The organism is Methanobrevibacter sp. (genome assembly GCF_045644645.1).
Classification (GTDB): domain Archaea; phylum Methanobacteriota; class Methanobacteria; order Methanobacteriales; family Methanobacteriaceae; genus Methanocatella.
The window spans coordinates 1-25,347 of record NZ_JAZRHE010000125.1 but is presented as its reverse complement, the minus strand read 5'-3'; the positions used below and the strand labels follow the sequence as shown (position 1 = coordinate 25,347).

General features: G+C 39.7%; 22 protein-coding genes and 1 pseudogene. 12 read left to right on the top strand and 11 right to left on the bottom strand.

What is annotated here, in order from left to right; translation table 11 throughout:
* A partial coding sequence (locus tag ACKI4K_RS07045) for an Ig-like domain-containing protein (protein ID WP_407423628.1) occupies positions 1–2,941 on the top strand: 2,941 nt, incomplete at its 5' end.
* Positions 2,942–3,182: 241 nt separating this feature from the next.
* On the opposite strand, the gene ACKI4K_RS07040 is transcribed toward ACKI4K_RS07045, so the two are convergent.
* On the bottom strand, positions 3,183–3,413 hold the full coding sequence (locus tag ACKI4K_RS07040) for a hypothetical protein (RefSeq protein ID WP_407423626.1): 231 nt from the start codon (positions 3,411–3,413) through the stop codon (positions 3,183–3,185).
* A gap of 124 nt (positions 3,414–3,537) precedes the next feature.
* Entirely contained in the window at positions 3,538–4,071 is a 534-nt protein-coding gene (locus ACKI4K_RS07035; RefSeq protein WP_407423624.1) for a hypothetical protein, read from the bottom strand.
* A 234-nt stretch (positions 4,072–4,305) separates the two neighbouring features.
* Between ACKI4K_RS07035 and ACKI4K_RS07030 the strand changes: the two genes are divergently transcribed.
* The 3 genes from ACKI4K_RS07030 to glmM (ACKI4K_RS07020) all read left to right on the top strand — a co-directional run bounded on the left by ACKI4K_RS07030 (position 4,306) and on the right by glmM (ACKI4K_RS07020) (position 7,656).
* A complete protein-coding gene (locus ACKI4K_RS07030; RefSeq protein WP_407423622.1) occupies positions 4,306–5,004 on the top strand; it encodes a TIGR00297 family protein in 699 nt (232 codons plus the stop codon).
* Between the two features lie 67 nt (positions 5,005–5,071).
* Positions 5,072–6,310, top strand: coding sequence for a 2,3-bisphosphoglycerate-independent phosphoglycerate mutase (locus ACKI4K_RS07025; protein ID WP_407423620.1), 1,239 nt, complete (start codon positions 5,072–5,074; stop codon positions 6,308–6,310).
* An 8-nt stretch (positions 6,311–6,318) separates the two neighbouring features.
* Positions 6,319–7,656 (top strand): phosphoglucosamine mutase, encoded by a 1,338-nt coding sequence (gene glmM, locus ACKI4K_RS07020; RefSeq protein WP_407423618.1) that lies wholly within the window; start codon positions 6,319–6,321, stop codon positions 7,654–7,656.
* Positions 7,657–7,741: 85 nt separating this feature from the next.
* On the opposite strand, the gene ACKI4K_RS07015 is transcribed toward glmM (ACKI4K_RS07020), so the two are convergent.
* Positions 7,742–8,458, bottom strand: a complete 717-nt coding sequence (locus ACKI4K_RS07015; protein ID WP_407423616.1) for a DUF4012 domain-containing protein — start codon at positions 8,456–8,458, stop codon at positions 7,742–7,744.
* A 163-nt stretch (positions 8,459–8,621) separates the two neighbouring features.
* Complete coding sequence (locus ACKI4K_RS07010; RefSeq protein WP_292881905.1) at positions 8,622–8,789, bottom strand: rubredoxin; 168 nt, start codon at positions 8,787–8,789, stop codon at positions 8,622–8,624.
* Positions 8,790–8,963: 174 nt separating this feature from the next.
* Here ACKI4K_RS07010 and glmU point away from each other — a divergent pair, with 174 nt between their 5' ends.
* The 5 genes from glmU to ACKI4K_RS06985 are packed head-to-tail and all read left to right on the top strand — an operon-like array spanning position 8,964 to position 13,699.
* Positions 8,964–10,244 carry a bifunctional sugar-1-phosphate nucleotidylyltransferase/acetyltransferase gene (gene glmU / locus ACKI4K_RS07005; protein WP_407423613.1) on the top strand — a complete coding sequence of 427 codons (1,281 nt, stop codon included), beginning with the start codon at positions 8,964–8,966 and terminating at the stop codon, positions 10,242–10,244.
* Positions 10,245–10,257: 13 nt separating this feature from the next.
* Positions 10,258–10,740: a gamma carbonic anhydrase family protein gene (locus ACKI4K_RS07000; protein ID WP_407423611.1), complete on the top strand. Its 483-nt coding sequence runs from the start codon at positions 10,258–10,260 to the stop codon at positions 10,738–10,740.
* A gap of 3 nt (positions 10,741–10,743) precedes the next feature.
* Complete coding sequence (gene hisC / locus ACKI4K_RS06995; RefSeq protein WP_407423609.1) at positions 10,744–11,844, top strand: histidinol-phosphate transaminase; 1,101 nt, start codon at positions 10,744–10,746, stop codon at positions 11,842–11,844.
* On the top strand, positions 11,845–12,552 hold the full coding sequence (locus ACKI4K_RS06990) for an anaerobic ribonucleoside-triphosphate reductase activating protein (RefSeq protein WP_407423608.1): 708 nt from the start codon (positions 11,845–11,847) through the stop codon (positions 12,550–12,552). It begins immediately after the preceding gene.
* A 10-nt stretch (positions 12,553–12,562) separates the two neighbouring features.
* On the top strand, positions 12,563–13,699 hold the full coding sequence (locus ACKI4K_RS06985; protein ID WP_407423606.1) for a tetratricopeptide repeat protein: 1,137 nt from the start codon (positions 12,563–12,565) through the stop codon (positions 13,697–13,699).
* A 172-nt stretch (positions 13,700–13,871) separates the two neighbouring features.
* Here ACKI4K_RS06985 and glmM (ACKI4K_RS06980) read toward each other — a convergent pair whose 3' ends face one another.
* Both glmM (ACKI4K_RS06980) and ACKI4K_RS06975 read right to left on the bottom strand, forming a co-directional pair.
* Positions 13,872–15,236, bottom strand: coding sequence for a phosphoglucosamine mutase (glmM, locus tag ACKI4K_RS06980; RefSeq protein WP_407423604.1), 1,365 nt, complete (start codon positions 15,234–15,236; stop codon positions 13,872–13,874).
* A gap of 61 nt (positions 15,237–15,297) precedes the next feature.
* Positions 15,298–15,696 (bottom strand): OB-fold nucleic acid binding domain-containing protein, encoded by a 399-nt coding sequence (locus ACKI4K_RS06975; RefSeq protein ID WP_407423602.1) that lies wholly within the window; start codon positions 15,694–15,696, stop codon positions 15,298–15,300.
* An 85-nt stretch (positions 15,697–15,781) separates the two neighbouring features.
* Between ACKI4K_RS06975 and ACKI4K_RS06970 the strand changes: the two genes are divergently transcribed.
* Complete coding sequence (locus ACKI4K_RS06970) at positions 15,782–16,414, top strand: queuosine precursor transporter (RefSeq protein WP_407423600.1); 633 nt, start codon at positions 15,782–15,784, stop codon at positions 16,412–16,414.
* Here the strand turns inward: ACKI4K_RS06970 and ACKI4K_RS06965 are convergent.
* Both ACKI4K_RS06965 and thiC read right to left on the bottom strand, forming a co-directional pair.
* On the bottom strand, positions 16,411–18,069 hold the full coding sequence (locus ACKI4K_RS06965) for an ATP-dependent DNA ligase (RefSeq protein WP_407423598.1): 1,659 nt from the start codon (positions 18,067–18,069) through the stop codon (positions 16,411–16,413). The two genes, ACKI4K_RS06970 and ACKI4K_RS06965, sit on opposite strands and share 4 nt — an antisense overlap.
* Positions 18,069–19,343: a phosphomethylpyrimidine synthase gene (thiC, locus tag ACKI4K_RS06960; protein WP_407423596.1), complete on the bottom strand. Its 1,275-nt coding sequence runs from the start codon at positions 19,341–19,343 to the stop codon at positions 18,069–18,071. The genes ACKI4K_RS06965 and thiC overlap by 1 nt, the downstream gene beginning before the upstream one ends.
* A gap of 80 nt (positions 19,344–19,423) precedes the next feature.
* Here thiC and ACKI4K_RS06955 point away from each other — a divergent pair, with 80 nt between their 5' ends.
* A complete protein-coding gene (locus tag ACKI4K_RS06955) occupies positions 19,424–20,110 on the top strand; it encodes a PolC-type DNA polymerase III (protein ID WP_407423594.1) in 687 nt (228 codons plus the stop codon).
* Here the strand turns inward: ACKI4K_RS06955 and ACKI4K_RS06950 are convergent.
* Positions 20,090–20,923: a methanogenesis marker 8 protein gene (locus ACKI4K_RS06950; RefSeq protein ID WP_407423592.1), complete on the bottom strand. Its 834-nt coding sequence runs from the start codon at positions 20,921–20,923 to the stop codon at positions 20,090–20,092. The two genes, ACKI4K_RS06955 and ACKI4K_RS06950, sit on opposite strands and share 21 nt — an antisense overlap.
* Positions 20,924–21,137: 214 nt before the next feature.
* Between ACKI4K_RS06950 and ACKI4K_RS06945 the strand changes: the two genes are divergently transcribed.
* A complete protein-coding gene (locus tag ACKI4K_RS06945; RefSeq protein ID WP_407423590.1) occupies positions 21,138–22,052 on the top strand; it encodes a hypothetical protein in 915 nt (304 codons plus the stop codon).
* Positions 22,053–22,170: 118 nt separating this feature from the next.
* Here ACKI4K_RS06945 and ACKI4K_RS06940 read toward each other — a convergent pair whose 3' ends face one another.
* Entirely contained in the window at positions 22,171–24,372 is a 2,202-nt protein-coding gene (locus ACKI4K_RS06940) for a CDC48 family AAA ATPase (RefSeq protein ID WP_407423588.1), read from the bottom strand.
* 324 nt (positions 24,373–24,696) lie between these two features.
* A pseudogene (locus tag ACKI4K_RS06935) lies at positions 24,697–25,347 on the bottom strand (prephenate dehydrogenase); the annotation flags it as partial.

Below are 25,347 nucleotides of genomic sequence, written 5' to 3'. Positions count from 1 at the left end.
TATGGTTGAAGGTGGTGTTGCTATTGTTAAAGTCGATAACTTGGTTGCTGGTGATCATACTGTTGCTGTTGAATACTCCGGTGATGGCAACTACTCCGAGAAATATGCTGTCGGCAACTTCACTGTCAAAGCTGATAAGGTCGATTCCGAAATCACAGTCGTCGACCAAGGAAACGGCACTGTTGTAATCATTGTAGGTGACAATGCAACCGGTAATGTCACTTTGACTGTTGATGGTGAGAATATTACTGTTCCTGTTGTTGATGGTGTTGCTGTTGTCGATTTAGGCAATGTGACTCCAGGCACTCATGATGTTGAAGTGATATATTCCGGTGATGATACCCATAAACCTGCAACTACAGAAACTACTGTAACCGCGCCTAAATACGAAACCCCAGTTGAAATTGAAATAGGTGAGGCTACTGAAGGTGAGCCTGTAACAATCACAGTCAAGGTTCCTGAGAATGCTACCGGCAATGTAACAGTTTATGTTGACGGCAAGGAATATCCTGCTGAGATTAAGGACGGCGTTGCTGTAGTTACTGTAGACAACCTGACTGCTGGAGACAAGACAATTGCTGTTGAATATTCCGGTGACGACAATTACGCTAAGGAATATGCAATCGGAAACTTCACAGTCAAGGAGAGCAAAGCAGATTCAGACATCATTGTTGTTGACCAGGGTAACGGAACCGTTGTGGTTGTAGTAGGAGACAATGCAACCGGAAATGTAACAGTCACTGTTGACGGCCAGAACTACACAGTCCCTGTTGTTGACGGTGTTGCAGTGGTAGATTTAGGCAATGTGACTCCGGGAACACATGACGTTGAAGTGAAATACTCCGGTGATGACACCCACAAGCCTGCAACTGCCCATGCAAGCATCACAGCTCCAAAACTTGAGACTCCAATAACAGTCGATGTTGAAAACAGCAAGGTTGGAGAAACCAATACAATTACCGTAAACGTTCCTAACGGAGCTACCGGAAACATAACCCTTGCAATTGACGGCAAGACATACACATCCGAAATCAAGGACGGCAAAGCCGTATTCACATTTGACAACCTGACTGCAGGAGACAAGACAATAGCTGTCGACTACATTGGCGATGACAACTATGTTGCAAACCATACAATCGCAAACGTAACAGTATCCAAACATGAATCATTCGTGGACGCCACAATCACTGACATTGACGTCGGAGAAAACGTGACAGTCACAGTGACAGTTCCTAATGATGCAACAGGTCAAGTCTTAATAGACATCGACGGCGTAGGATACTATGTAAACGTAACCGATGGAACAGGCGTTGCACAAATACCTCGCATGCCTAACGGAGTCTACAACGTAACCCTGACATACACAGGTGACGACAAGTATGAGTCAAGCTCAACAACAGCCCAATTCACTGTTGAAAAGCTTCCTTCATTCGTAAAACCTTATGCTCAAGACATCCTTGTCGGCGAAAATGAAGTCATCAGATTCGTTGTTCCTGAAGATGCAACAGGAACATTAACCGTTATCATTGGCGGTGAGGAATTCAACTTCAATCTGGCTGACGGAACTCTTGGAAGCAGTCAGGATGCTAACAAGTTCTCAGTGGCAGTAAGCGAAGGTAAAGGCATATTGGTTCTTTCAGGATTGCCTAAAGGAGAATACACTGTCAGCGTAAAATACAACGGTGATGCTAAATATCTATCATCCACTAATGAAACAGTGTTCAAGGTAATCAAAAACGATACCTCTGTCCAAGATGAAGGAAACGGTACAATAACAATTGACATTCCGGACAATGCAACCGGTTACATCACAGTCATTGTTGGAAACAACACATACTATGCTGAAATCGTCAACGGCACTGCAACTGTCGATCTGGTAAACGAAACCCCTGGAAAACACAATGTCACAGTCATCTATTCCGGCGACGAGTATCATGACAACCAAACAGTCCACATTGTAGTGGACATTCCTAAGCATGAGACTCCTATAAGCGTGGATGCAGGTGACATGCATGTTGGAGAAACCGCAGTCATCACAGTAAACGTGCCTGAAAAGGCTACTGGAAATGTAACCATTGAAATCAACGGTAAGAAATACACTCAAAGCGTTGAAGATGGCAAGGCTGTGTTCTACATTGACGGACTGACAGTTGGAGACAAGACCGTTGCGGTCAAGTATGATGGCGACGATTACTATGTTGAAAACTCAACAACCTCACAGTTCACAGTCTACAAATGCGAGTCAACAATAAGCGCAACATCCAAGGACATCAATGTAGGAACCGATGAGGTAATCACAGTAACAGTTCCAAGCGATGCCACAGGTCAAGTGCTGGTGGACATCAACGGTGTTGGATACTACGGAACAATCATCAACGGTAAGGCAAAGGTAATCATTCCTGAACTTCCAAGCGGAGAATACACTGCAAAGGTAACCTATTACGGTGATGACAAGTACCTTCTAAGCACAACATCCACTTCATTTACAGTAACCAAGGTCAACACTCCAATGTCAGCTTATGGAAGTTCAATTGAAGTTGGTGAGGATGCAACTATCGTTGTTAATCTGCCTGAAGATGCAACTGGTACTGTAACAATTGTCGTTGATGGCAAAACATATACTGCAGAAGTTAAAGATGGAAAAGCGGTATTTGTAATTCCGGGATTGGAAAAAGGTGATCATCAGATTACTGCATCATACTCAGGTGATAAAAAATATGCTGCTACCGAAACCATAGCGGATATTGAGGTTTACTATCCGGAGGATAAGAAAAATGAGACTTCCAGTAATAATAATGTATCATCATCAACAAATGGGGATGATATTAAGGATGTTGGGGGCATAAATTTAGCCGATTATCCGACAGGCAATCCAATATGGATATTGCTCTTGGTAGTGTTAGCCATCGGGTCTACAAGGATTAGGAGATTTAAAAAATAATCTTCTTTTTTTACTTTTTTTTGAGAAATTGATGAAATTAGATTGCTTGATGTATAAGCACATCTTTCTTTTTTACTTTTTATAAGATTATATATAGTTTAATTGAATTCACAATTAATATTTTTTATTGTATTAAGAATACTTTTAATATTTTCAATCGTTATTTAAAGTAAAATGATGGAAAAATCATTTGGAAAAATTAGTTGTGATGTTGATGATAGTTGACAGGATTTATTGTCAACTATTGTAGTTTTTCAATTTGTTCGACACTCAGTCCGGTTTTTTTGGAGAGTATTTCGATATCGACCAAATCTTTAAACTCTTTTGCAATCTCTTTCATTGCTTCATTTCTTCCTTCATTTATTCCTTCATTTCTGCCTTCGGATAATGCTTCTTCTCTTGTTTCTAATAGTTCTTTCTGGTGAACTTCACTGATTACCTGTTTAAAAAGACTTTCTGCTTCGGGGGTCATTTTTATCTCCTCTTTTATTTGTTTTTGTTCCCATTTGGTTAGTAGATTTTCTATTTCAAGTTTGATTATTCCTTGGATATACTCAAATCTTTTTGAATCAAATAATTCTTTCTTTTTAAGAAGTTTACATGTATTGAAGTGTTTCTAATTTATTTTCCCATTCGGGACAGATACAAATTAACATTAATGTCATTTCTTCAAACTCAGTCAATTTTATATTAGATTTTGATTTAATATTAATGTTTTTAAGATATGTTTCGAAATCCACATCCCCTAAATAGAAGTGTTCGGGATGAAAACTTTTTGATTTTCCAATTTTTATTGTTAAATCTTTGCTTTTGCTTGATATGAAGTTAAAAACAAGAGTTTCTGTTAGTTTTTGGTGTTGCACCTGTGAAAGGATATTGTAGTCAAAAAACCTGTCCAGATCTTTTGGTGATGCAGATGGAAATTGAAACTCAATATGGCATATGGCATCATCATCTAACTGACATAAGAAATCTAAAATATATTTTTTTCCCGTCAGTGTAACAAATTCAACACCTAGTATTGATTTAATCTCTTTTTCAATACCGATATAGTTTAAAAAGGATGTTCCATATATTAAAACTATCATTTTTAAAATCACATCGTAAACCGGGTGAATCTCACGATTCATGTTTATCACCAATTTATTTTTTTAGCTAGCTAAATCAGTTAATCAAACATGTTTGTAGATATTAATTTTGTTAGAGGGATATATATAATTTTTCTTGAAAATAAAGGCAATTCAATAGGTTAAAATAAATTCTATTTGATTAAATCAATTTTTATTCTAAATTCCAATAAAAAAGTGTAAATCTTTTTATATCATTTTGAACAAAATATTTATAAAAATTGAGATTGGATTATTATGGTTGAAGCAGTGATGATTAATTGGGTTTATGTGCTCATCTTATTTATTTTGGGATTCATTACCTATAAAAGAAAATCCCTGGATCTGTTCGGTTCTGCCGTTATGGTAATTATGGGTATTGTAATTATTTTTTCAGCGGGTACAAACTGGTTATTATTAATCATTCTATTTCTCGTCATGTCTTTACTTGCAACAAAGTACTCCAAGAAGTATAAGATGTCATTAGGTCAATTTGAAGGCAGAAGAACTTCAAAAAATGTTATTTCAAATGGTGTTGTTGCCTGTTTTATGGCCGCTTTCGGCGGATATTACCTGCCTTTCGTTGGCGGTTTTATAGGTGCGATTGCAACAGCAACCTCCGACACATTGGCTTCGGAAATAGGGGTGTTGGACCAAAATCCCCGTTTGATTACCACTCTTCAAAAGGTGGATCCGGGCACTAATGGTGCAGTATCCGTTTTGGGAACTGTAGTGGGGATGGCTGGTGCCGCTATTATAGGTATTGCTGCATACCTTTTGGGAATCTTGGCCAATCCGTTGTCTGCAATTTTAGTTTCAATCATCTCCGGTACTGTCGGATGCTTTATGGATAGTATTTTGGGAGCCCTTTTTGAAAATCAGGGTTGGATAACAAATGAACATGTTAATTTAATCGCAACAGTTGTTGGTGCGATTGTTGGAATTTTATTAATTTAGCTGTTTTTAAATAAATTATTTTAACTATTAAAAATAAATCTTATTATTGTATATTTAGGTGATATTTATGAAAGGTCTTATTTTGATTATGGATGGTATGGGTGACCGTCCTATTAAGGAATTAGGAAATAAAACTCCTCTTGAAGCTGCAAACACTCCAAATATGGATAAAATGGCAGCTGAAGGAATCACTGGAATTATGGACTCAATAGCTCCAGGAATAATTCCGGGAAGTGATACAGCACACTTATCAATTTTGGGTTACAATCCTTATGAGGTCTACACAGGCAGAGGTCCGTTTGAAGCAAACGGCGTTGGTGTGGATGTGCTTCCGGGCGACATAGCATTCAGATGCAACTTTTCAACAGTTGATGAAAATCTGATTGTTACAGACAGGCGCGCAGGAAGAATCAAAGAGGGAACTGGGGAAATCGTTGATGTATTAAATACAATGGTTCTGGAAGATTATCCTGATGTTAAAATAATATTTAAGGAATCCACCGGTCATAGGGCAGTTTTAGTCTTAAGGGGAGAAGGTCTTTCAGGAAAAGTCAGTGATGCAGACCCTAAGGTGGAAGGCAACAGACCTAAGGAAGTAAAAGCTTTGGATGATACTCAAGAAGCGGCAAAAACTGCAGATATCTTAAACAAACTGGTTGTAAAAACATATGAAATGGTTAAAGACCACCCAGTCAACTTGAAAAGAATTGAGGATGGATTGCCTCCGGCAAATATAGTAATCCCCCGTGGAGCAGGGGAAGTGCCTTCTGTTGAATCATTAAATGATAAATACGAAGTTAACTCTGCATGCATAGCCGAGACAGGTCTTATCATGGGTATAGGGAGATTTGCTGGAATGGATATCATTGAAATGGAAGACGTGACTGGGGGGATTGACACCAATTTGGATAATATTCGTGATACAATTATTGACCAGGTTAAAAACTCAGAACATGACTTTTTCCTGATAAACATCGACGGGGCTGATGAGGCAGGCCACGACGGACAGATAATGGAGAAAAAGGAATTCATCGAAAAAGTTGATGAAGTGGTGATGAGTGAATTAATCAAACTTGAAGACGTCTATATATTCTTAACAGCAGACCATTCAACTCCTATTTCTGTATTGAACCACTCTGGAGACCCGGTGCCTGTATTAATCAGAGGCCCTGAAGTGAGGGTTGATGACGTTAAGGGGTTCTCGGAGGTTGCATGCGCAAAAGGAGGGCTTTGCAGAATTAGGGGATCAGATGTAATGAACATCATGATGGATTTAATGAATTACGCCCATAAATTCGGAGCTTAGGTGATAGCATGGTAGCTAAAAAACTTTTTGGAACCTCAGGAATCAGGGGAAAAATAGGCTCGGAGGTCACATGTGAACTTGCATTGAATGTTGGCAAGTCTTTGGCATATTATCTGGGCAATGAAGGTACTGTAGTTTTGGGATATGATACAAGAACTACTAATGAGATGCTTGATCAGGCTATTTGTGCAGGATTGCTTGAAAGCGGAGTCGATGTAATTAAAATTGGTATGGTTCCAACTCCTTTAGTTGGTTATGCTACTGAAAAATTAGATGCCGATGCAGGGGTTATGCTGACAGCATCCCATAATCCTTCCCAATACAATGGGATAAAGCTATGGAATAAAAATGCCATGGCATATACCTCAGCTCAGGAAGCAAAAATAGAAGAAATCTATGCAAACAAAGATTATGTATCAGTATCCTGGGATAAGGTAGGTACATTAAGTGTCAATGAGGAGATCAAAGGGCAGTATATCGATGATTTGGTTGGTATGGTTAATATTAATCCAGGCTTAAAAGTGGTTATCGATTGCGCATCCGGCGCAGGAAGCGAAATATCACCTTTAGTATTTAGAAAAGCGGGATGCGAAGTCACAACACTCAATTCCCAACCTGATGGATTTTTCCCGGGAAGAAACCCTGAACCCAATGAGGAAAACCTGCAGACACTGATGAAAACTGTTGTGGCCATTGGAGCAGACCTTGGAATAGCTCATGACGGTGATGCAGATAGGATGATAACTGTTGACGAGAAGGGTAATATTTCACCATTCGACTCCTTGCTTGCATTAATATCAAAGCAATTCGATGGAGACATTGTGACAACAGTCGATGCCGGATTATGCATGGATGAATCTGTAAAGGGCGAAGTCTTAAGAACACCCGTTGGAGACGTTAATGTGGCTGAAGTCATCATTGAAAAAAACGCAAGCTTTGGCGGGGAACCGTCCGGAACCTGGTTGCACCCGGACTTCTGCATGTGTCCTGACGGAATATTGTCAGGCTTAAGGATGGCTGAAATCGTATCAAGAGACGGAAAGTTATCTGATTTGCTTGCTCAGATTCCACAATACCCTAACATCCGTGAAAAAATAATCTGCTCTAAAGAAGCCAAAATCAAGGTCATGGAAAACATGGAAGAGCTGCTTACAGGCGCTTTTGATGATATCCGTGATATTAACTCAATTGACGGTGTTAGGCTGACATTTGAAGATGACAGCTGGGTATTGGTGAGACCTTCAGGAACTGAAGATTATGTTAGAATAACATTGGAGTCCAGAAACCAAGAAAGAGCGGAATCCATCAAGGAGACTTGTGTAAAAATAATTACTGAAAACTTATAGGAGCATTTGCTTCTATTTCAATTCTTTTTTTCAAAAATCAAATATAAAAAAAAGTTCTTTAAAGAATTTTTAAATTCTTCAAAGATTAAACTAATTTTTCAAATCCTTTTGTAGCAAGTAATTTTGTAAATGATCCTTCAGGCTGCATAAGGATGTTGCCTTTGGAATATTGATCTAATGCAACTTGCACCATTGTACTCTTCTTAGCAGGGTCTTTGGTAGCGTTAGAAAGGGCTCTGGCCAATACCATTACCGCATCTCCCCTGGACATGGTTCCTTGAACATTTTCGCTGCCCGGATAACCGTTGTATGCATCGTTTGAACGAACAATGTCTGTTGCGCTAAGGTTTGATTCTTTACCGTCTACCATGAGAGGTCTGATGGAATCGATTACCGCATCGATACCTGCATCATAGACAACAACCACTGCATCAGCCTGCATTCCGGTATTGGCAGCTACAATCTCTTTTGCGAACTCCATACCCTGCTGCGTTCCATCCCATAGACAGTCGTGCAGGAACATTCTTCCGCTAAGGCCTCCTGGGGCGGGCTGTGATGGGTGTGTCATTCCACCTGGATACACTGGAGTGTAGTTTCTAAGTGATCCATTTTCTAAATGAATCATGTATGCCATATCCACTGACCCGTTAGGTTGTTCGGTCTTATCTGACGCTAACACCAATATGTTCTTGCTTTCCTGAGTTAAATCAGGAGTCATAAACAATGCTCCAAATATAACAACCAATAATCCTGCAAGAATTACAAGAAGGATGGCTATTATCAACTTTTTCGCTCTAATCATTTTATATTCCCATACCATTTAGTTTAGAATAAAAATTCATAAAAATTTGAAAACAAATAACCGATAATTGTTTCACTATATACTATAACTATTTAAATATTTAAATATTTTTGACATTCAAAGTTAAACATTACTCATATAAAAAAAGATGTAGAAGATGAATTTATTCTTCTTCTACAATAAATGCTTCTACTCCAAGAGCAGCGCATTCTGGGCAAACCCAGTCATCTGGCATATCTGCAGGAGTTTTTCCAGCAGGAATGTTGTATGCAGGGTCGCCTTTTTCAGTATCAAAGCGATATTCGCAGTGAAGACATACATATACAGTCATTTTAATTAATCTCCTTTTAAGTTTCACCATTGCAAATTTATATTGCAGTGGCTAATATGGTTTTTACTATATCTAATCTAATATTTAAAATTGGTTATTTTTTTAGGAAAGTTAATTAATAAGTATGGAGTTAAACATATACTATTATAAGATAATTTTATAAGGGGATAGAATATGAAAGCAATAATTTTAAGTGCTGGTGAAGGGTCTAGAATGAGGCCGTTAACACTTACAAAGCCTAAGACCATGTTGCCGGTTGCTGGAAAACCTATTATCCAATATAACATAGAATCATTAAGAAACAATGGAATTACGGATATTCTATTAATAGTGCGTTATAAAGAGGAGATGGTTCGTGATTACTTTGGTGATGGCAGTGATTTCGGCGTCAATATAACTTACAAAACTCAAAAGGACTTCCTGGGAACTGCGAATGCGATTTCTTATGGCGAGGATTTTATTGAGGATAGTCTGATTGTATTGAACGGCGATATCATTTTGGATGATGAAATCATTAGTGAAATCATCAAAAAATACAATTATATGACTCCGGATACTCTAATGGTTTTAACTGAAGTGGAAAATCCTTCCGCCTTTGGGGTTGTTGAAATAGAAGATGGAAATGTCAAAAACATTGTTGAAAAACCTAAGAAAGGCGAGGAACCAAGCAATTTGATCAACACAGGAATATACATATTCAATAAGGATATTTTTGAAAAGATCAAGAAAACCGAAATTTCAGAAAGGGGGGAATATGAAATTACAGATTCCCTTTCAATGCAGATCAGTGACGGCAAAAGGGTAATCGGCCATAAGACCAATAAGGACTGGATCGATGTTGGCCGTCCTTGGGAGCTGATTGAAGTCAATGAAGAATTAATTAGCAAATTGAAAACAGAAATAAGAGGAAAAATCGAGGATGGCGCACACATCCACGGCGAAATCTTTTTGGATGAAGGAAGCATAATCAGGGCAGGCGTATACATTGAAGGCAATGTCTACATCGGCAAAAACTGTGATATTGGCCCTAATTCATATATCCGTGGCAATTCTTACTTGGGAGACCATGTTCATGTGGGAAATGCAGTCGAAATTAAAAATTCCATCATTATGGAGAATACGAATGTCAGCCACTTAAGCTATGTGGGGGATTCAGTCATCGGATCAAACTGTAACATAGCTGCGGGAACCAACATTGCAAACTTGCGTTTTGATAATCAATCAGTCAAAACAAAAATCAAAAATCAGATGATTGACAGCGGAAGACGTAAATTGGGTTCCATTATTGGAGACTCTGTAAAGACAGGCATTAACTCAAGCTTTTCTCCGGGTGTAAAGGTAGGCCATAATTCCACTATTGGTTCAGGGGTTTTGTTATATGATGATGTACCCTCTGATACACGTGTATTGGTAAAACAAAATCATATTATTCAAGATAAAAATAAGAAGAAATAAATATGGCGATATTATGGAAAATAAAAAAGACTCTATTGTAATATGCCCAGGAGCACAGGTATTGGGCGATGTGGAATTAGGAGAGGATGTATCCATCTGGCATGGAGCTGTTGTTCGGGGGGATACGGATTCAATCACCATAGGTGACAATTCCAACGTCCAGGACAATTGTGTTGTTCATTGCACCCGCGGGTTTCCGGTTGAGATTGGAGAAAATGTGTCAATAGGCCACGGTGCAGTTGTTCACGGATGCAAGTTGGATGACAACGTTTTGATTGGAATGAACGCCACTGTTTTAAATGGCGCCCACATAGCCAAAAATTCAATTGTTGGCGCAGGCGCTGTTGTAAGTGAGGGAAAAGAGTTCCCGGAAGGCAGTTTGATATTGGGAGTTCCTGCTAAAGCCATTAAGGAAGTCAGTCCGGAACAAATTGAACTAATTCAAAAGAATGCCGATAATTATGTAAAGCTTTCCAAACAGTACAAGGAAGATTAAATCATGAAACCAAGACAAATTGTAGATGAAATGGATTCTTATGTTCCTGGAAGGTCACAGGATGAAATCGCTCAGGAATTCAATTTAAACAAGGATGAAATCATCAAATTGGGATCTAATGAAAACCCATGGGGGCCATCCCCAAAGGCCATGGAAGCCATTAGGCAGGAAATCAGATCAATTAACAGATATCCGGAATCCCAACTTAAGGAGTTGGTCAGCGAAATAGCCAAATATAGTGAAGTTGAGGAAAATCAGGTGATTATCGGTGGGGATGGAGCTGATGAAATCATTGATGTTCTGGCAAAGACATTCATCGATGATGGTGATGAGTTCGTAGTGCCATTGCCTTCATATATGTACTATGAATATTTGCTGCAGCAGTATGGGGCCCATCCGGTCTATGCAAAATGGGATTTGGATAAGAATGAATTGGACGTCGATTCAGTTTTTGAAGCTATCGGCGATAAGACTAAAATGCTTTTCCTGTGCAGCCCCAACAATCCCACTGGAACTCTAATTCCAAAGGAAGTTTTGGCGGATATCGCTTCTGAAAACCCGAATGTGTTGATTGTTGTCGATGAAGCTTACTTCGAATACTCCGAGGTCACAAACAAGGATTTGATTAATGAATTTGATAATATTTTCATTATCCGCACGATGTCTAAGGTCTTGGGCCTTGCAGGAATGAGGATAGGTTACGGTTTGGCATGCAGCGAAATCATTGAATATATGCACAGGATCAAACCGGTATTTTCACTTACAAGACTTTCATTTGTTGCAGCCCTCAACACTTTTAAAGACACAGAATACATTGAGGAATCAATCAGAAAGGGAATAGAATCAAGACAATATCTATACGATGAATTATCAAAAATCGATTCGCTTAATGTATTCCCATCAAAGTCAAATTTCATGCTGATCGACATAAGGCGTACAGGTTTTACGGCATCAGAGCTGGCTTTGGAGTTGATGAAACGTGGAATTATTGTAAGGGATTGCACCTCCTTTAAGGGATTGGATGAATACTGGATTAGGATAAGTATTTGCACCCTTGAAGAAGATAAGAAATTCATTGACATAATAAAAGAGGTTTTAAATTAAATGTATATTGGTGGAACTGTAATATCCTCTGTGGAATTTCATGGAAACATGTCTTTAGTTATTTTCATGTCAAAATGTCCATTAACCTGCAGATATTGTCATAATGTGGAATTGCTGGAAGATAAAACCGAATGGTCTCTGGAGAAAGTGATTTCGGAAATAGACTCTTCAGCAGATTTTTTGGATGCGATTGTGATATCCGGGGGAGAGCCGTTAGTCCAAACGGATGCAGTAATCGAAATACTCAAATATGTACGTAAAATCGGTTTAAAAACCAAACTTGACACCAGCGGAATCTATCCTGATAAAATAGAAGAACTTTTAGACCTCAAACTTCTTGATTATGTTTCACTTGATGTCAAAACAACGTTTTCAAAATACAGAAAAATCACAGGTTCCAACGTCGGATTCAATGTTAAGAAATCCATGGAATTAATAAATGATGATCCGAACGTTCATCTGGAGATTAGAACAACTTACGTTCCAACATTACATACCAAAAAGGACATGTTCAATCTTGTTGATGAAATCAAAGGGGACATCTATACGATTCAACAATTTAGAAACAAAAACGTGCTGGATCCTGCCCTGGAAAAGGTTGAAGTTCCAAATCCTCATGATTTAAGAAAACTGGCCGAGGAAATCAAACCGTATTTCGCAGGCCAGGTCAAAGTTAAAAGCGCAGAATTCGGAGAGGAAATTATTTAGGGGTGTCAGGATGCCAATCTTATCGTTTTCAAGTAATGATATTGATGTGATTACCGGTAAAAAAACCAGAACCATTCGTAAAACTTGGAAGACCCCTCTTAAAAAAGGCGATAGGCTTTACTGTTATTGGAATCTGGTCTCAAAGGAAAAGATGAAAATTTTTGAAGCCATAGTCACTGATGTTGAAGACATTTCATTCAGTGAAATCGAGGGAAATGAGGAATTGGCCATGCAGGAAGGTTTCAAAGACTCTAATGACATGCTGAGAGAATTCAAAAAGATGTATGGCGGCAAAATCGATAGTGATGAGAAGTTCCAAATAATCTATTTTGAAAAGCTTGACATCGATGATTGGAAAGGCGACAAGATAGATGAAAAGGCCATGATAATGAAAAGGGCGGATATCCTGTTTGACAGCGGCAAGTTCGACAAGTCCACAATGTGTTATGATGCCGCATTGAAACTTGATCCGAATGATGTTTATCTGCTCAACAAGCAAGGGGATAACTTGTCCAGGTTGGGCAGATTCATTGATGCCATCGAATGTTATGACAGGGCATTGGAAATAGAACCGGACAACGAATACATTTTGAATAACAAGGCCATTGCCCTTTTAAATTCGGGAAACATTAATGAGGCGTATAAGGCCAGTACGATAGCCTATAATTACAGGCCAAGCAGTCCGATTGTTCTTTATTGGAGAGGATTCATTCTGGAAATATTGGGCCGTTATGACCAGGCGCTGAGAATTTATGACAAGCTCATTGTCATCGATGGTGAAAACCCGGAGGTTTGGAATGCACGAGGCAACCTGCTGACCGATATGGGCAGGCTGGAGGAGGCCATCGATTCGTTCAACAAGGCGGTTGAGGTCTGTCTGGATGATTCTGAAATGGATGCTTCAGCAATCAACAGGATGGGCAATGCTTTCATCGATTTGGGAAGGCTGGATGACGCTTTGGAATGTTTCAATAAGGCAATAGATTTGGAAAAGCACAACATTGACTTTTTGCTAAACAAGGGTGTTGTACTGATGGAGCTTGGGAAATTTGAAGAGGCCGTTGACAGTTTCAATAAGGTATTGCTTAAGAATCCGGATAATGAGGATGCATTTTTCTTAAAGGAAGAGTGTTTGGAAAACTTTTAGCTATTTTTTGCTTGTGATGTACATTACAAACATTTGGTATATGAAATTCAATTCTAACTTTTATTATTTTAAAGATTCATTTAATTAAAATTAGTTTTTAAAATCAATCTGATATTTTAATTAACCATTCATTTCATTTAATGAAAGTAAAATGGGTGATGGGAAGTGGGAATTATTTTTTGTATTTTTTAATCAGGTCTAATCCCCATGAAGTCATTTCATTAGCTTTCTGCTGTGAGTCGGACTCTGCAAAGCATCTGAAAATAGGTTCTGTACCGGATGGCCTTATGATTACCCAACCATCCTCTTTTAGGATTTTAACGCCGTCTGTTAAATCAAGTTCAAAATCTGTAGTTGTTTTGATTTCTTCAGCGATGCTGTCCATGACAAATACCTTTTCATCATCAGGACATTCGATTTTTGTCTTGCTTGCATAGTAAACCGGAAGTTCACTGACAAGTTCTGATAGTGTCTTCTTCTCTTTAGCCACAATCTCTAAGATTTTTGCCACGGTCATCACTGCATCTCTTCCATAAACGAAATCAGGGAAAATCAAACCTCCGTTTTCCTCTCCACCGAACAATCCGTTTTCATCTTTAAGTTTACGTGCCACAAGCAGATCTCCAACGGCAGTAGCTATTACCTTTCCGTTGTACTCATCAGCAATATCGTAAATGGCCTGTGAAGTTGCAACAGTTGTAACGACAATTCCGCCATCATTTTCTTTAAGCATCTGTTTTTCAACGAGCGTGAATGTCTTATCTCCTAAAACAAAGTTTCCTTTTTCGTCAATGCAGATTGTTCTGTCCGCATCCCCGTCGTGTGCAAGACCAATGTCAGCATCAAGTTCCTTTACAACGCTGATTAGCTCCTGTAAGTTTTCTTCGATTGGTTCCGGGTCACGACCTGGGAAAAATCCGTCAGCCTGGCAATTGAGGGTGGTTACATCACAGCCGAGTTTCCTGATCAGATAAGGTGCGGTGTATGATCCGGCACCGGAACCGCAGTCAACCACAACCTTCAAATTGGCCTTTCTGATTGCATCCGCATCAACTTTGGAGATTGCCTCGTCAATGTATTCATCAATTATCTTGTCATTCTTATATGACTTTCCAATTTCAGACCAATGGGCCCTTTTTGGTTCTTCATCAAAGTACAACTTTTCAATTGCAATATCCATTTCATCAGGTATTCCAATACCGAACTCATCTAAAAATTTGAGTCCGTTATATTTCGGAGGGTTATGTGAAGCAGTAATCATCACTCCTCCATCATAATATTTGCGAACAGCATATTGAACAGCAGGTGTCGGCAATATTCCCAAATCCACCACGTCACATCCGGATGATAAAAGTCCGGCCTTCACAGCTTCCATCAACATTGGGGAAGAGGTTCTTGTGTCTCCGCCGACTGCTACAGTGCCCTGAATTTGAGTTCCATAACAGGCGGCAAGTCTTGATGCGAACTCCGGAGTCAAAACATCATTTGCAGTTCTTCTAACTCCAAATGTTCCAAATAATCGTTTCTTGTCAGACATCTTATTAAATCCTATACATTTTATTACTATCATTTTTGGTTTTCAATTAATAAATAGATATTTATTTTGATATTTTCAGTTTATCGCCGGAAGTTAAAATCAGTTCCAATTGTGAATTATATTCAGTTATTTTCCCGCAGACCTCAACTTTTTTGTCTTTCAAGTCATTGATATCAAAGTTTTTGGATTGGAGTTCGGATGCCTGATTTTCAAAGATAATCACCATAATCTGGCCTGTACAGTCATTAACCGTTAAAAAATAACTGCTTTTGGAACTTGACTGGCTAACTTCCTGAACGACGCAGTCAATTTTCACTTCCTCATCAATCATTCCGCGATTGATGTCATCGATGTCAATTTTTTTGACTTCAATTGTCGGAGTGAAGATTATCAAACCGATAATTCCGATAAGAGAGGTTACCAAAGCTATTCTCAATAGTTTGTCATCTGTAATTTCCATAGGTTTCTATTGATCCTTCAGGTTAAAATAGTCGATAGGATTTCAAGCTGTAAAATTTATCTAAAGGTGGAAATATAATATTATCATGATTGATAATCTGACAAAAACCGAACTGTATGCCATTTTGACAGGTGTTTTTACAGCATGTCTGATTGTATCAAACATCATTGCAGGTAAAACATTTGATTTTTTCTCATTAACGTTGCCCTGTGGTGTGGTTATATTTCCGGTTATTTATATTGTCAATGATGTTTTGGCTGAAGTTTACGGTTACGAAAAGGCAAAAAGAGTTATTTGGCTTGGTTTTTTAATGAATTTGGTTGCCGTGATTTGCTATAATATTACAATCTTGCTGCCGGCACCGGTATTTTTTGAAAATTCAGAGGCCTTCAGCATTGTCTTGGGATCCACTTCCAGATTGCTGCTGGCCAGTTTTGCGGCATATTTGGCAGGTTCTCTTGTTAATGCAAAATTGATGGTGTTCCTAAAGAAAAAAGATGAGGATAAACTGTTTTTCAGATGCATCGCTTCAACACTGGTTGGTGAAGGTTTGGACGCAGTAATCTTTATCTTCATAGGGTTCGTAGGCACAATGCCTTTTGATGCGCTGCTTTTGATGATTGCGGCACAGGCATTGTTCAAGACTATCTACGAGATTGTTGTGTACCCTATTACTAAATATGTGATAAGCGGTGTCAAAGGATTACCTGATGGCTAATTTCCAGTATTGTACATGGAAACCAGCCTTTCAACGGTGTCAACATCCATCGGGCCCTTGTCCTTTCTTATGTTTTTGACAACAGGGAACCTTAATGAGTATCCTGTTTCATACTCGGGGGATTCAACGATTTCCGAAAATGCGATTTCCAAAACTATTTTCGGCTCCACTTTTATTTCACGGCCTTTTGTTGAAATCTCAAGCTCTTTCATCCTTCCGGTCAGGTATTCCAAGGTCGCATCATCAAGACCGGTTGCTGCATAAGCCACTGTTTTAAAATCATCATTTTCGTCCCTTAAAGCCACTAAGTAAGACCCGACGAAGTCTCCGCGTTTTCCGATTCCGTAGGTTCCGCCGACAATAACCATGTCCAATGTTTCAGGCTCCGCTTTGTATTTGAGCATTTTCTTACCGCGCAGCCCTGGAATATATGGTTCTTTTGCATCCTTAATCATGATGCCTTCGTGGCCGCCTTCGATTGATGTCTCAAACAGGTTCTGAATTTCGCCAATGTTGTCGGGTGTTCCCACAACCATCGTGCTCAGATTCATCTCGTCAATGCTTGAATCAACGATTTCCTCCAGCGTTGCCCTTCTGGTCTTTAAGGGTTCGTCAATCATCGGAACTTTGTAGTAAAGCACATCAAATAGGTATAATTTCAGGGGAACGTTTTCCATTGCTTCTTCCACATTGTACTTTCTTCTAACCCTATGCAGGATATTCTGGAAGGGCAATGGTTTGCCGTCTCTTGTAGCTATCACTTCGCCTTCCACAATGTAGTCCTCATGGGGAAGGTGTTCGTCAAACAGCTCAACAATTTCCGGAAGGGCACTGGTAATGTTTTCGAGTCTGCGGGTGAATATGTTGATTTCAGAATCTTTCCTGTGGACCTGAAGCCTAATGCCGTCATATTTGGTTTCACAAATTGCCTCGCCCATTTCAGGGATGATCTCATCAAGTGGAGGGGCCAACTGGGCAAGCATTGGCTTTACGGGTGTTCCTGGAGTTAAATTAAGTTTTTCCAGGCCGCCGGTGCCCTGTTCCTTGGCGGTTCTTGCAACAACAGAAAAGTCATTTGTAAGCATCTGAGCCCTTTCCACAACATTCTTGTCTATGTCGAAGGCCTGTGCTATCGCATCCCTTACAACGCCGTCCCCAACACCGATTCTCAGCTCTTCGGTAATTGTACGGGTCAGATATTTGGCTTCGGTAGCGCTTGCCTGTGATAATAGCTCCAATATGATGGCAATCTTACGGTTAGTTGACCTTGAACCGCTTATCTGGGATAGCTTGCGTAAGCTGTTGAAAACAAAATCAATTGTCAGTGGCTTTGAGAAAAAGGTCATTTGGGACTTTTTTGCATATAGCTTGATGCATGCCAGGCCGATGTCTCCTTCATCACGAACGGCGTCTTCAACCGCAGCATGTGTAGTTCCAACAGCCTCCGCCACTGCCCTTTCCACAAGCTTTCCGCCAATTCCAATTTCTTCAGAGCTCCATGCCGGAAACACGACACCCAATATAAGCAATCCCACCTGTTCAATGGTTTCGGAATCCAATTTCTTTAAAAACTCGGAGATTATCTCTGTTTTTTCCAATCTTTTTGTAGTCGCTTCAAGGGCGGAGTAAACGTCCACCAATTCCTGATACTTCATTAGAAATCCCCTTTGGCTATTTTCACTGCGCAGTATTCTCCACACATTGCACACATTTCATCATCGTCAAGCTCGCATTTGTCCCTATATCTTCTCGGTTTGGATTTGTCCAAGGCGAGGTCAAATTGGGCATCCCAGTCAAATTCTCTTCTGGCCTTTGCCATTGCCTTTTCTCTGGTCCATGCTGAGTCCAGGCCTTTTGCCACATCCGCGGCTTCGGCAGCTATTTTGGATGCAATAACTCCTTCCTTCACGTCCTCCAGGCTGGGCAGGGACAAATGTTCTGCCGGTGTTACATAACACAGGAAACTTGCCCCTGCAGTAGCGGCTATCGCCCCTCCAATCGCTCCTGTAATATGGTCATAGCCCGGAGCAAGATCAGTCACGAGCGGTCCGAGCACATAAAATGGAGCGCCATGGCAAACGGTTTTTTGGATTTCCATATTGGCCCTGATCTGATTTAGGGGCATGTGTCCCGGGCCTTCCACCATTACCTGGACATTGGCGTCCTGTGCCCTTTTGACAAGGCCTCCCAGGTTAACAAGCTCCTGAATTTGAGGGATATCACTTGCATCAGCCAGGCAGCCTGGCCTCAAGCCGTCACCCAGTGACAAGGTTATGTCGTATTCATAGGACAGCTCCAGAAGATAATCGTAGTTTTCATATAATGGGTTTTCCTGGCCGTTATGGTTTATCCAGGAGGCCATGAATGTCCCTCCGCGGCTTACAATGCCCATAATTCTGCTGGCGTCTTTCAGTTTTTGGACCAAATCCTTTGTGATTCCGCAGTGGAGTGTCATGAAGTCCACTCCTTCCTTTGCCTGATTTTCTATCGCTTTAAAGATGTCGTCAGAATCCATGTCGATTATTTCTTTATTTTTTCCGAGAGTTACGACACCCGCCTCATAGATTGGCACTGTTCCAATGCAGATGTCTACAGCATCCATGATTTTGCGTCTGAATAGCTTTAAATCAGAGCCGGTTGACAAGTCCATCAGCGCATCCGCACCATATTCCTGTGCCAATTTCGCCTTATTGATTTCCAATTCAATGTCATCGATTTTGGATGATGACCCGATGTTTGCATTAATCTTTGTTTTTAAGCCGTCTCCAATGCCACATGGTCTTGAATGTCCATTGATATTTTTTGGAATAACGACCAATCCCTTATCTATTAACTTGGCTAACTTATTAACATCAATATTTTCATATTCTGCAACATATTCCATTTCCGGTGTAATGTTGCCTTTTTGAGCTTCACTTTTCTGAGTCAAATTTATCCCTCGTGCTGACTAATCACTACTAATTATATACCTTCAGATATATAGAATTAATCAATCATTCAATTTGGGAAGTGTTTACTATTAAGGTCATATTTTTTGATACGGAAACCAATGGTTTGAACTGTCGTTTCTGCAGAATAATCGAGCTTGCAATGTTCACAGTTGTTGACGGGGAGGTTGTGGAGGAATATGACAAGTTCGTCAATGTCGGAAAGCCGCTGGACCCTAAAATCACCCGGATTACAGGAATCACCAACAGGGATTTGACTGAAAGGGGAGTAAGCGAAGAGGAAATAGCATATGATTTAAAAAAGAGGTTGACTGAAAATACAGTAATGATTGCACACAACTGCCAATTCGATTTGACATTCGTCTATTTCCTGTTGAAAAGGCATTTTCCCGATGAGGCCGATGAGATAGTCAGGAAACTGGATTGGATAGACACGGTCACCATCTTAAAGGACAGAAAGGATTACCCCCACAAATTGATTGATGCGGTTGAGCATTATGATATCGAAAAGGTTAATTTCCACAGGGCAATCGATGATACAAGAGCCCTATATCAGGTAACGCTGGCCATGAAAAATGAAAGGAATGATTTGGGAGAATACCGGAACGTCTTCGGATACAATCCAAAATATGGCGTTGGGGGAAAATTCCCGTTCATTGAATATAAACCTCAGCCATACCATAACTGCGGATGTCTGCCTGAAGAAAGGATTTTGCCGCGAAAGGGATTAAATCAGAGGATGAGGTAAATCGGGATTGTCCTTTTTAGGCTTTTCCCCACCAATCTTTTCCAGCCTCAATTCCAAAAATCTTTTTCCGTTTTCGGTTTTTGCAAAAATTGGTATTGACTGGCCGACGGTCCTGATGCTTTCCCTGTATCCGATTTCACGCATATTTTTGGATGAACAGCCGGTTGCCACATCACATGAGTCAAATAACGTTCTGGCTTCTTCAGGAGTCCTTTTTGAAGTGTGAACCACAAAAACATAAATGTTGATATTAGGAAATTCCCTTTTAAGATCGTTTATCTTTTCTGCATCGCTTGCCAGAGTGACGGTGACCGCAATGTTTTCATATCCTAGGGATATTGCCCGTTTGATTCCTTCAATCTGGTCGATTTCAGCAGTTTGAGGATTCAGGACATTTCCCTCGCCGATTTCAGGCACCAGTTCAGGTATGGGGCTGGTCTCCACAAGGCCTGAAACTCTTCCGCCGATTCCCTGAACCAGTTCCGGTTCTGCAACGATAATGGTTCCGCAGCCTTCCAGCACCATGACAACGCAATCAATCTCCTCTTTTTCAAGCAATGTGCACATGATTTCAGAAATTCCAAAGCTTAAGAAGTCCTTCATTCTCAATTGCCTTTCGGGAGTGCACATGCCAAAGTCATCAATTCTGAATTGGATGTTTTCGGCAATTGCCTCTTTTGTTAGTTTTTTGATTCCTCGGTGATGGTCAAAAAGGGGGCAGTATTCGACCTGAGGCTCTGTAACGTCAACAACCTTACCGTTTTCTATGGTAATTCTACTCAATCCTAACGCTTCGATAATATGTCTGCTCATGGTTGTTATATTTTATATAATGATTGTTATATTTTTTTGTTTACTTTTATTCTGTACTATATTGATTACATTAACACTTGAATTTTTCATATTGGGTAAATATTCCATTATAAGAGCAATATTAAACTAATTATGCTTTATATTTGGAAAAAAAGTTTAAATAATCTTAAATTATATATTTAATTGTTTTATGTATCTCAATGGAGGTGAAATCATGTATGGCGAAATTGTGGATAATTCATTACCTGACAAATGGGATGCTGAAGACAAAATTTTTAATTTGTGCATGGTTGAAATTGAGGAATTTCCACAGTATCTGACTAAACTTGATGATATTGAAGGCGTATTTCATCAGAGATATCTGTCTAAGGCTTATAAGGATTTGAATCTGGATTCCGTTAGGGAGAAATCCAATAAATCCCTTATAAACATAGAACATCATTCGTCCATAAACCGGTCTCTGTTAAGTCGGGATTTTGAATATCAAACGGCATTGCATGCAGGGTCTAAAAGGGAAGTCCAATCCTATATATTCAACACGGGTTCAGTCCCTAATTTGAAAATTGAATATGCCAATCCTACCTCATTCTTCAATCCCATCTGGATTAATACTCAGGATATGACGGCTTCAATAAGTCTAAATAATATTAAGTATAAACTATTAAACAGTGAAGTAATTAATGTATACGATGTTTTGGACTTGATGTGGATGCCCAAATTTAGGATGGATATTTCTATTGAGGAAATGATTGCTGAAATCGCGGGAATATACAATGAATTGATAATAAGTAAAAAATTATCGCATGTGCTTAGAAGAAGTCTGATTCTTTGGGCGGGAAAATTTGTAGCAGACCGCGAAAAATTAGATAAAATTAAAGGAGATTTGAAAATGTCTGCAATGGAAATCAATTCCTTGGAAGAGGATATTAAATCAGCCAGAATTGCTGGTGCATTAATGAGATCCGAAGAAAAAGGTAGAAAAGAAGGTATTGAAAAGGGCATTAAGGAAGGCAAGGAATCCGCCGAAAAGGGCTTTGTTTTAAAACTTTTAAAGTTCATGAGCCCTGAAGAGATTTCTGTAAAACTAGAAATACCGTTGGATAGGGTATATGAAATTAAAAATCTGTAAAAATAATTCTTTTTGGAGGTTGAGTGGGAAGGGTCTGTTCTTCCCACTGAATATGGTTAGAAAGTTTTTCAAAATAATAACAAAGGAGGAAAAGGAAGAAAAGAGGTTGTTTTTCTTCCTACATATACTGAACTAACTGTTCATCTTGGGCTTTGTTTCCAGGTTTGACTTTATCGATTGCCTCTTTGAAGTATTTGTATGGGATTTCTTTTGATTTGAGGTCATTTCTTAATGTGAGCATCGCCGCTTCACGGCATACCGCTTCAATGTCTGCTCCGACATATCCTTCAGTGTTTTTAGCCAATTTTTTGAGGTCAACATCTTTGGAAAGAGGCATGTCTTTGGTGTGCACTTCAAAGATTGAGAGTCTGGCTTCCTCATCAGGTTCGCTGACTTGAATGTGCCTGTCAAATCTTCCAGGTCTCATCAAACCGGCATCCAAAATGTCAGGTCTGTTGGTTGCAGCAATGATTGCAACATCCTCCAGTTCTTCCAAACCATCCATTTCGGTTAATAATTGGTTCACAACTCTTTTTGTAACACCGCTATCTCCATCGTTGCCGCTACGTGTGCTGGCTATTGCATCGATTTCATCGAAGAAGATCACAGTAGGAGCCGCCTGCTTTGCTTTTCTGAATACTTCGCGCACGCCTTTTTCAGATTCCCCAACCCATTTTGATAGAAGTTCAGGACCTTTGACGGAAATGAAGTTGGCTTCACTTTCACTTGCCACAGCTTTTGCAAGCAATGTTTTGCCTGTTCCGGGAATTCCATAAAGCAGGGTTCCCTTAGGAGGCCTTATGCCAAGGCGTTGGAATGTTTCCGGATGTTTCAATGGCCATTCGACCGCTTCTTTCAATTCTTGTTTCACGTCTTCAAGGCCGCCGACATCATCCCATTTGATATCAGGGATTTGCACAAGAACTTCCCTTAAGGCGGAAGGTTGGATTTCTTTTTGTGCGTTTTTAAAGTCCTCGCCTGTAACCACGATCTTTTCCATTACCTCTTTCGGAATCTCTTCATCATTTTGGATTTCAGGCAGGATTCTTCTGACTACCCTCATCGCGGCCTCTTTACACAATGACTCAAGGTCAGCCCCTACAAATCCGTGGGTTGTATTGGATATCTTGTCAAGGTCAACGTCATCCGCAAGTGGCATGTTCCTTGTATGAATCTCAAGGACTTCCTTTCTCTCTTCGCTGTCGGGCACCCCAATCTCGATTTCACGGTCGAATCTTCCAGGCCTTCTTAAGGCAGGATCAAGTGAGTCAGGCCTGTTTGTCGCACCGATGACAACCACCTGGCCTCTTGATTTAAGACCATCCATTAAAGTTAAAAGTTGAGCAACGGTTCTCCTTTCAACTTCTCCGTTGGTTTCTTCCCTTTTTGGAGCGATAGCATCGAGTTCATCTATGAATATGATTGAAGGTGAGTTTTCCTCTGCTTCTTCGAAGTATTCCCTCAGGTTCTCTTCAGATCCGCCAACATATTTGCTCATGATTTCAGGCCCGTTGATTGCAATGAAGTGGGCATCACTTTCGCTGGCCACAGCTTTTGCAAGCAAGGTTTTACCTGTTCCCGGCGGGCCGTGCATTAAAACTCCTTTCGGTGGTGCAATGCCTAATTTTTCAAAGAGTTCCGGTCTTTTAAGAGGGATTTCAATCATTTCCCTTACTTTTTTGACCTCATCTTTTAAGCCGCCGATGTCCTCATAGCTCACGTCAACAAGGTTTCCAACACCCTCGAGCTTGCTCACGTCAACAGGGGATTCGTGAAGTTGAACTTCGGTATTTGGGCCAACTATGACAATATCCTTTGGATTGGTGGACACGACTGCGAACTTAATCTCTTTCATTGCAGGTGTAAAGTCCATCAATTCATCAAATAGGCTATTAAAGCCCCGGTTCATACTTGGTCTTGGTGCTCTGATTTGAGACCCGATAATGTCTCCCTGCACCATTACCTTTCCGGCAAATAATCCGCGGACATCTCCCTGCACGCGGATGTTGTTTTCAATCGGTGCCAAAACAACCTTTTTAGCTTCTGTTGCTTTGGTCTTTTTAATGGTAACTTCCCCGCCGATGGTTGCTCCGGAGTTTTTACGCACTAACCCATCGATTCTGATAACTCCCAGACCAATATCGGTTTGTGAAGGAAGAGCGATAGCTGCAGTTCTTCTTTCGCCAACTATCTCGATCAAGTCTCTTTCTTGGATTCCTAAGTCATCCATGACATTCGGATCAAGTCTTGCAACGCCTTGACCGACATCCTTTTGGGAAATCGCTTCTGCAACTTTTAGAGTAATTTGATTTTCTGCCATATTATCATCTCCTTTGAATGGCTGTAAGTTAATAATTGTAATTTTCGCCAAAAATCTTTTTGTAACTTTTTGTAAGTTTATTAATCTTTGACAATATAAGGTTGTATGTTTTACTATATAAATGTTTCGGTCAAAAATTCAAAAATTTCTCTTTTTATTTTTGTTTGTTTCTTGTAAAAACAGTTAATGTTAATTGTTTTTAATATTTATGTTTCAACAGTTTTTATTAAAGAAAAATAATTATTGTAAGTAAGTTATATTTAAAATAAAATTTTAATTACTTTTTGGTATTTTAATATTTGTTCGTATCATACAAAACAGATTTTATCTTATGGTTCCGCCGAATCCTGTGAACAGTTTCCTGACATTTTCAATATCTTCCCTATATAATGCAGTTACCGCAAATGTCAAGCTTATGTGGTCATCGTCAATTTGCGGGCCGTTGTATGCGTCAATCAATTTGATATCGATAATATTATCCATATCCAATACGGTGTCCCGTATAACTTCAGCATTTACATTTTTAGAAAAGACACAGCTGATTGATTCCACCTTCTTGTCTAAATTCCTGACTTTCCAGTCATAAAGTTCCTTATTAAGCAAAACCCTGATATTTGCTATGCGCAGTTCTTTGGTTTTGTTTCCATCTTTCAATACAACAGTCTTGCCGTCAACACTTTCAAGAATTCCAATATGTATCTTGCCAGAATAGATATGCTTCAACCCGACTTCATGGCCAATTAACCTATTCAGGTAGGTATATTCATAATTTAAAGAGGCTATGGCCTTGTCACTTCTACCCAATGCGTTTTTGATGTCGCCCATATGCTTTGTCGCCTTTATGGCAATCTCAACGAATTTCTCATAGTCCTCATCATTGATGACATCCCTCAGTTCGGTAACGGCTTCGGCAAAGGTGTTTCTGATTTTTGGACCGTTGCTGTTCATGGTCTGGATGTGGTATGTCAGGTACGG

Excerpts from the sequence above, each read along its gene's own strand:
- ACKI4K_RS07040 (WP_407423626.1), bottom strand. The coding sequence starts at position 3,413 with ATGACCCCCGAAGCAGAAAGTCTTTTTAAACAGGTAATCAGTGAAGTT.
- ACKI4K_RS07025 (WP_407423620.1), top strand. The coding sequence starts at position 5,072 with ATGAAAGGTCTTATTTTGATTATGGATGGTATGGGTGACCGTCCTATT.
- ACKI4K_RS07035 (WP_407423624.1), bottom strand. The coding sequence starts at position 4,071 with ATGAATCGTGAGATTCACCCGGTTTACGATGTGATTTTAAAAATGATA.
- ACKI4K_RS07015 (WP_407423616.1), bottom strand. The coding sequence starts at position 8,458 with ATGATTAGAGCGAAAAAGTTGATAATAGCCATCCTTCTTGTAATTCTT.
- ACKI4K_RS07010 (WP_292881905.1), bottom strand. The coding sequence starts at position 8,789 with ATGACTGTATATGTATGTCTTCACTGCGAATATCGCTTTGATACTGAA.
- hisC (WP_407423609.1), top strand. The coding sequence starts at position 10,744 with ATGAAACCAAGACAAATTGTAGATGAAATGGATTCTTATGTTCCTGGA.
- ACKI4K_RS07030 (WP_407423622.1), top strand. The coding sequence starts at position 4,306 with ATGGTTGAAGCAGTGATGATTAATTGGGTTTATGTGCTCATCTTATTT.
- ACKI4K_RS06975 (WP_407423602.1), bottom strand. The coding sequence starts at position 15,696 with ATGGAAATTACAGATGACAAACTATTGAGAATAGCTTTGGTAACCTCT.
- ACKI4K_RS06965 (WP_407423598.1), bottom strand. The coding sequence starts at position 18,069 with ATGAAGTATCAGGAATTGGTGGACGTTTACTCCGCCCTTGAAGCGACT.
- ACKI4K_RS06985 (WP_407423606.1), top strand. The coding sequence starts at position 12,563 with ATGCCAATCTTATCGTTTTCAAGTAATGATATTGATGTGATTACCGGT.
- ACKI4K_RS06990 (WP_407423608.1), top strand. The coding sequence starts at position 11,845 with ATGTATATTGGTGGAACTGTAATATCCTCTGTGGAATTTCATGGAAAC.
- ACKI4K_RS06940 (WP_407423588.1), bottom strand. The coding sequence starts at position 24,372 with ATGGCAGAAAATCAAATTACTCTAAAAGTTGCAGAAGCGATTTCCCAA.
- glmM (WP_407423604.1), bottom strand. The coding sequence starts at position 15,236 with ATGTCTGACAAGAAACGATTATTTGGAACATTTGGAGTTAGAAGAACT.
- ACKI4K_RS06945 (WP_407423590.1), top strand. The coding sequence starts at position 21,138 with ATGTATGGCGAAATTGTGGATAATTCATTACCTGACAAATGGGATGCT.
- glmU (WP_407423613.1), top strand. The coding sequence starts at position 8,964 with ATGAAAGCAATAATTTTAAGTGCTGGTGAAGGGTCTAGAATGAGGCCG.
- ACKI4K_RS07000 (WP_407423611.1), top strand. The coding sequence starts at position 10,258 with ATGGAAAATAAAAAAGACTCTATTGTAATATGCCCAGGAGCACAGGTA.
- ACKI4K_RS06970 (WP_407423600.1), top strand. The coding sequence starts at position 15,782 with ATGATTGATAATCTGACAAAAACCGAACTGTATGCCATTTTGACAGGT.
- glmM (WP_407423618.1), top strand. The coding sequence starts at position 6,319 with ATGGTAGCTAAAAAACTTTTTGGAACCTCAGGAATCAGGGGAAAAATA.
- ACKI4K_RS06950 (WP_407423592.1), bottom strand. The coding sequence starts at position 20,923 with ATGAGCAGACATATTATCGAAGCGTTAGGATTGAGTAGAATTACCATA.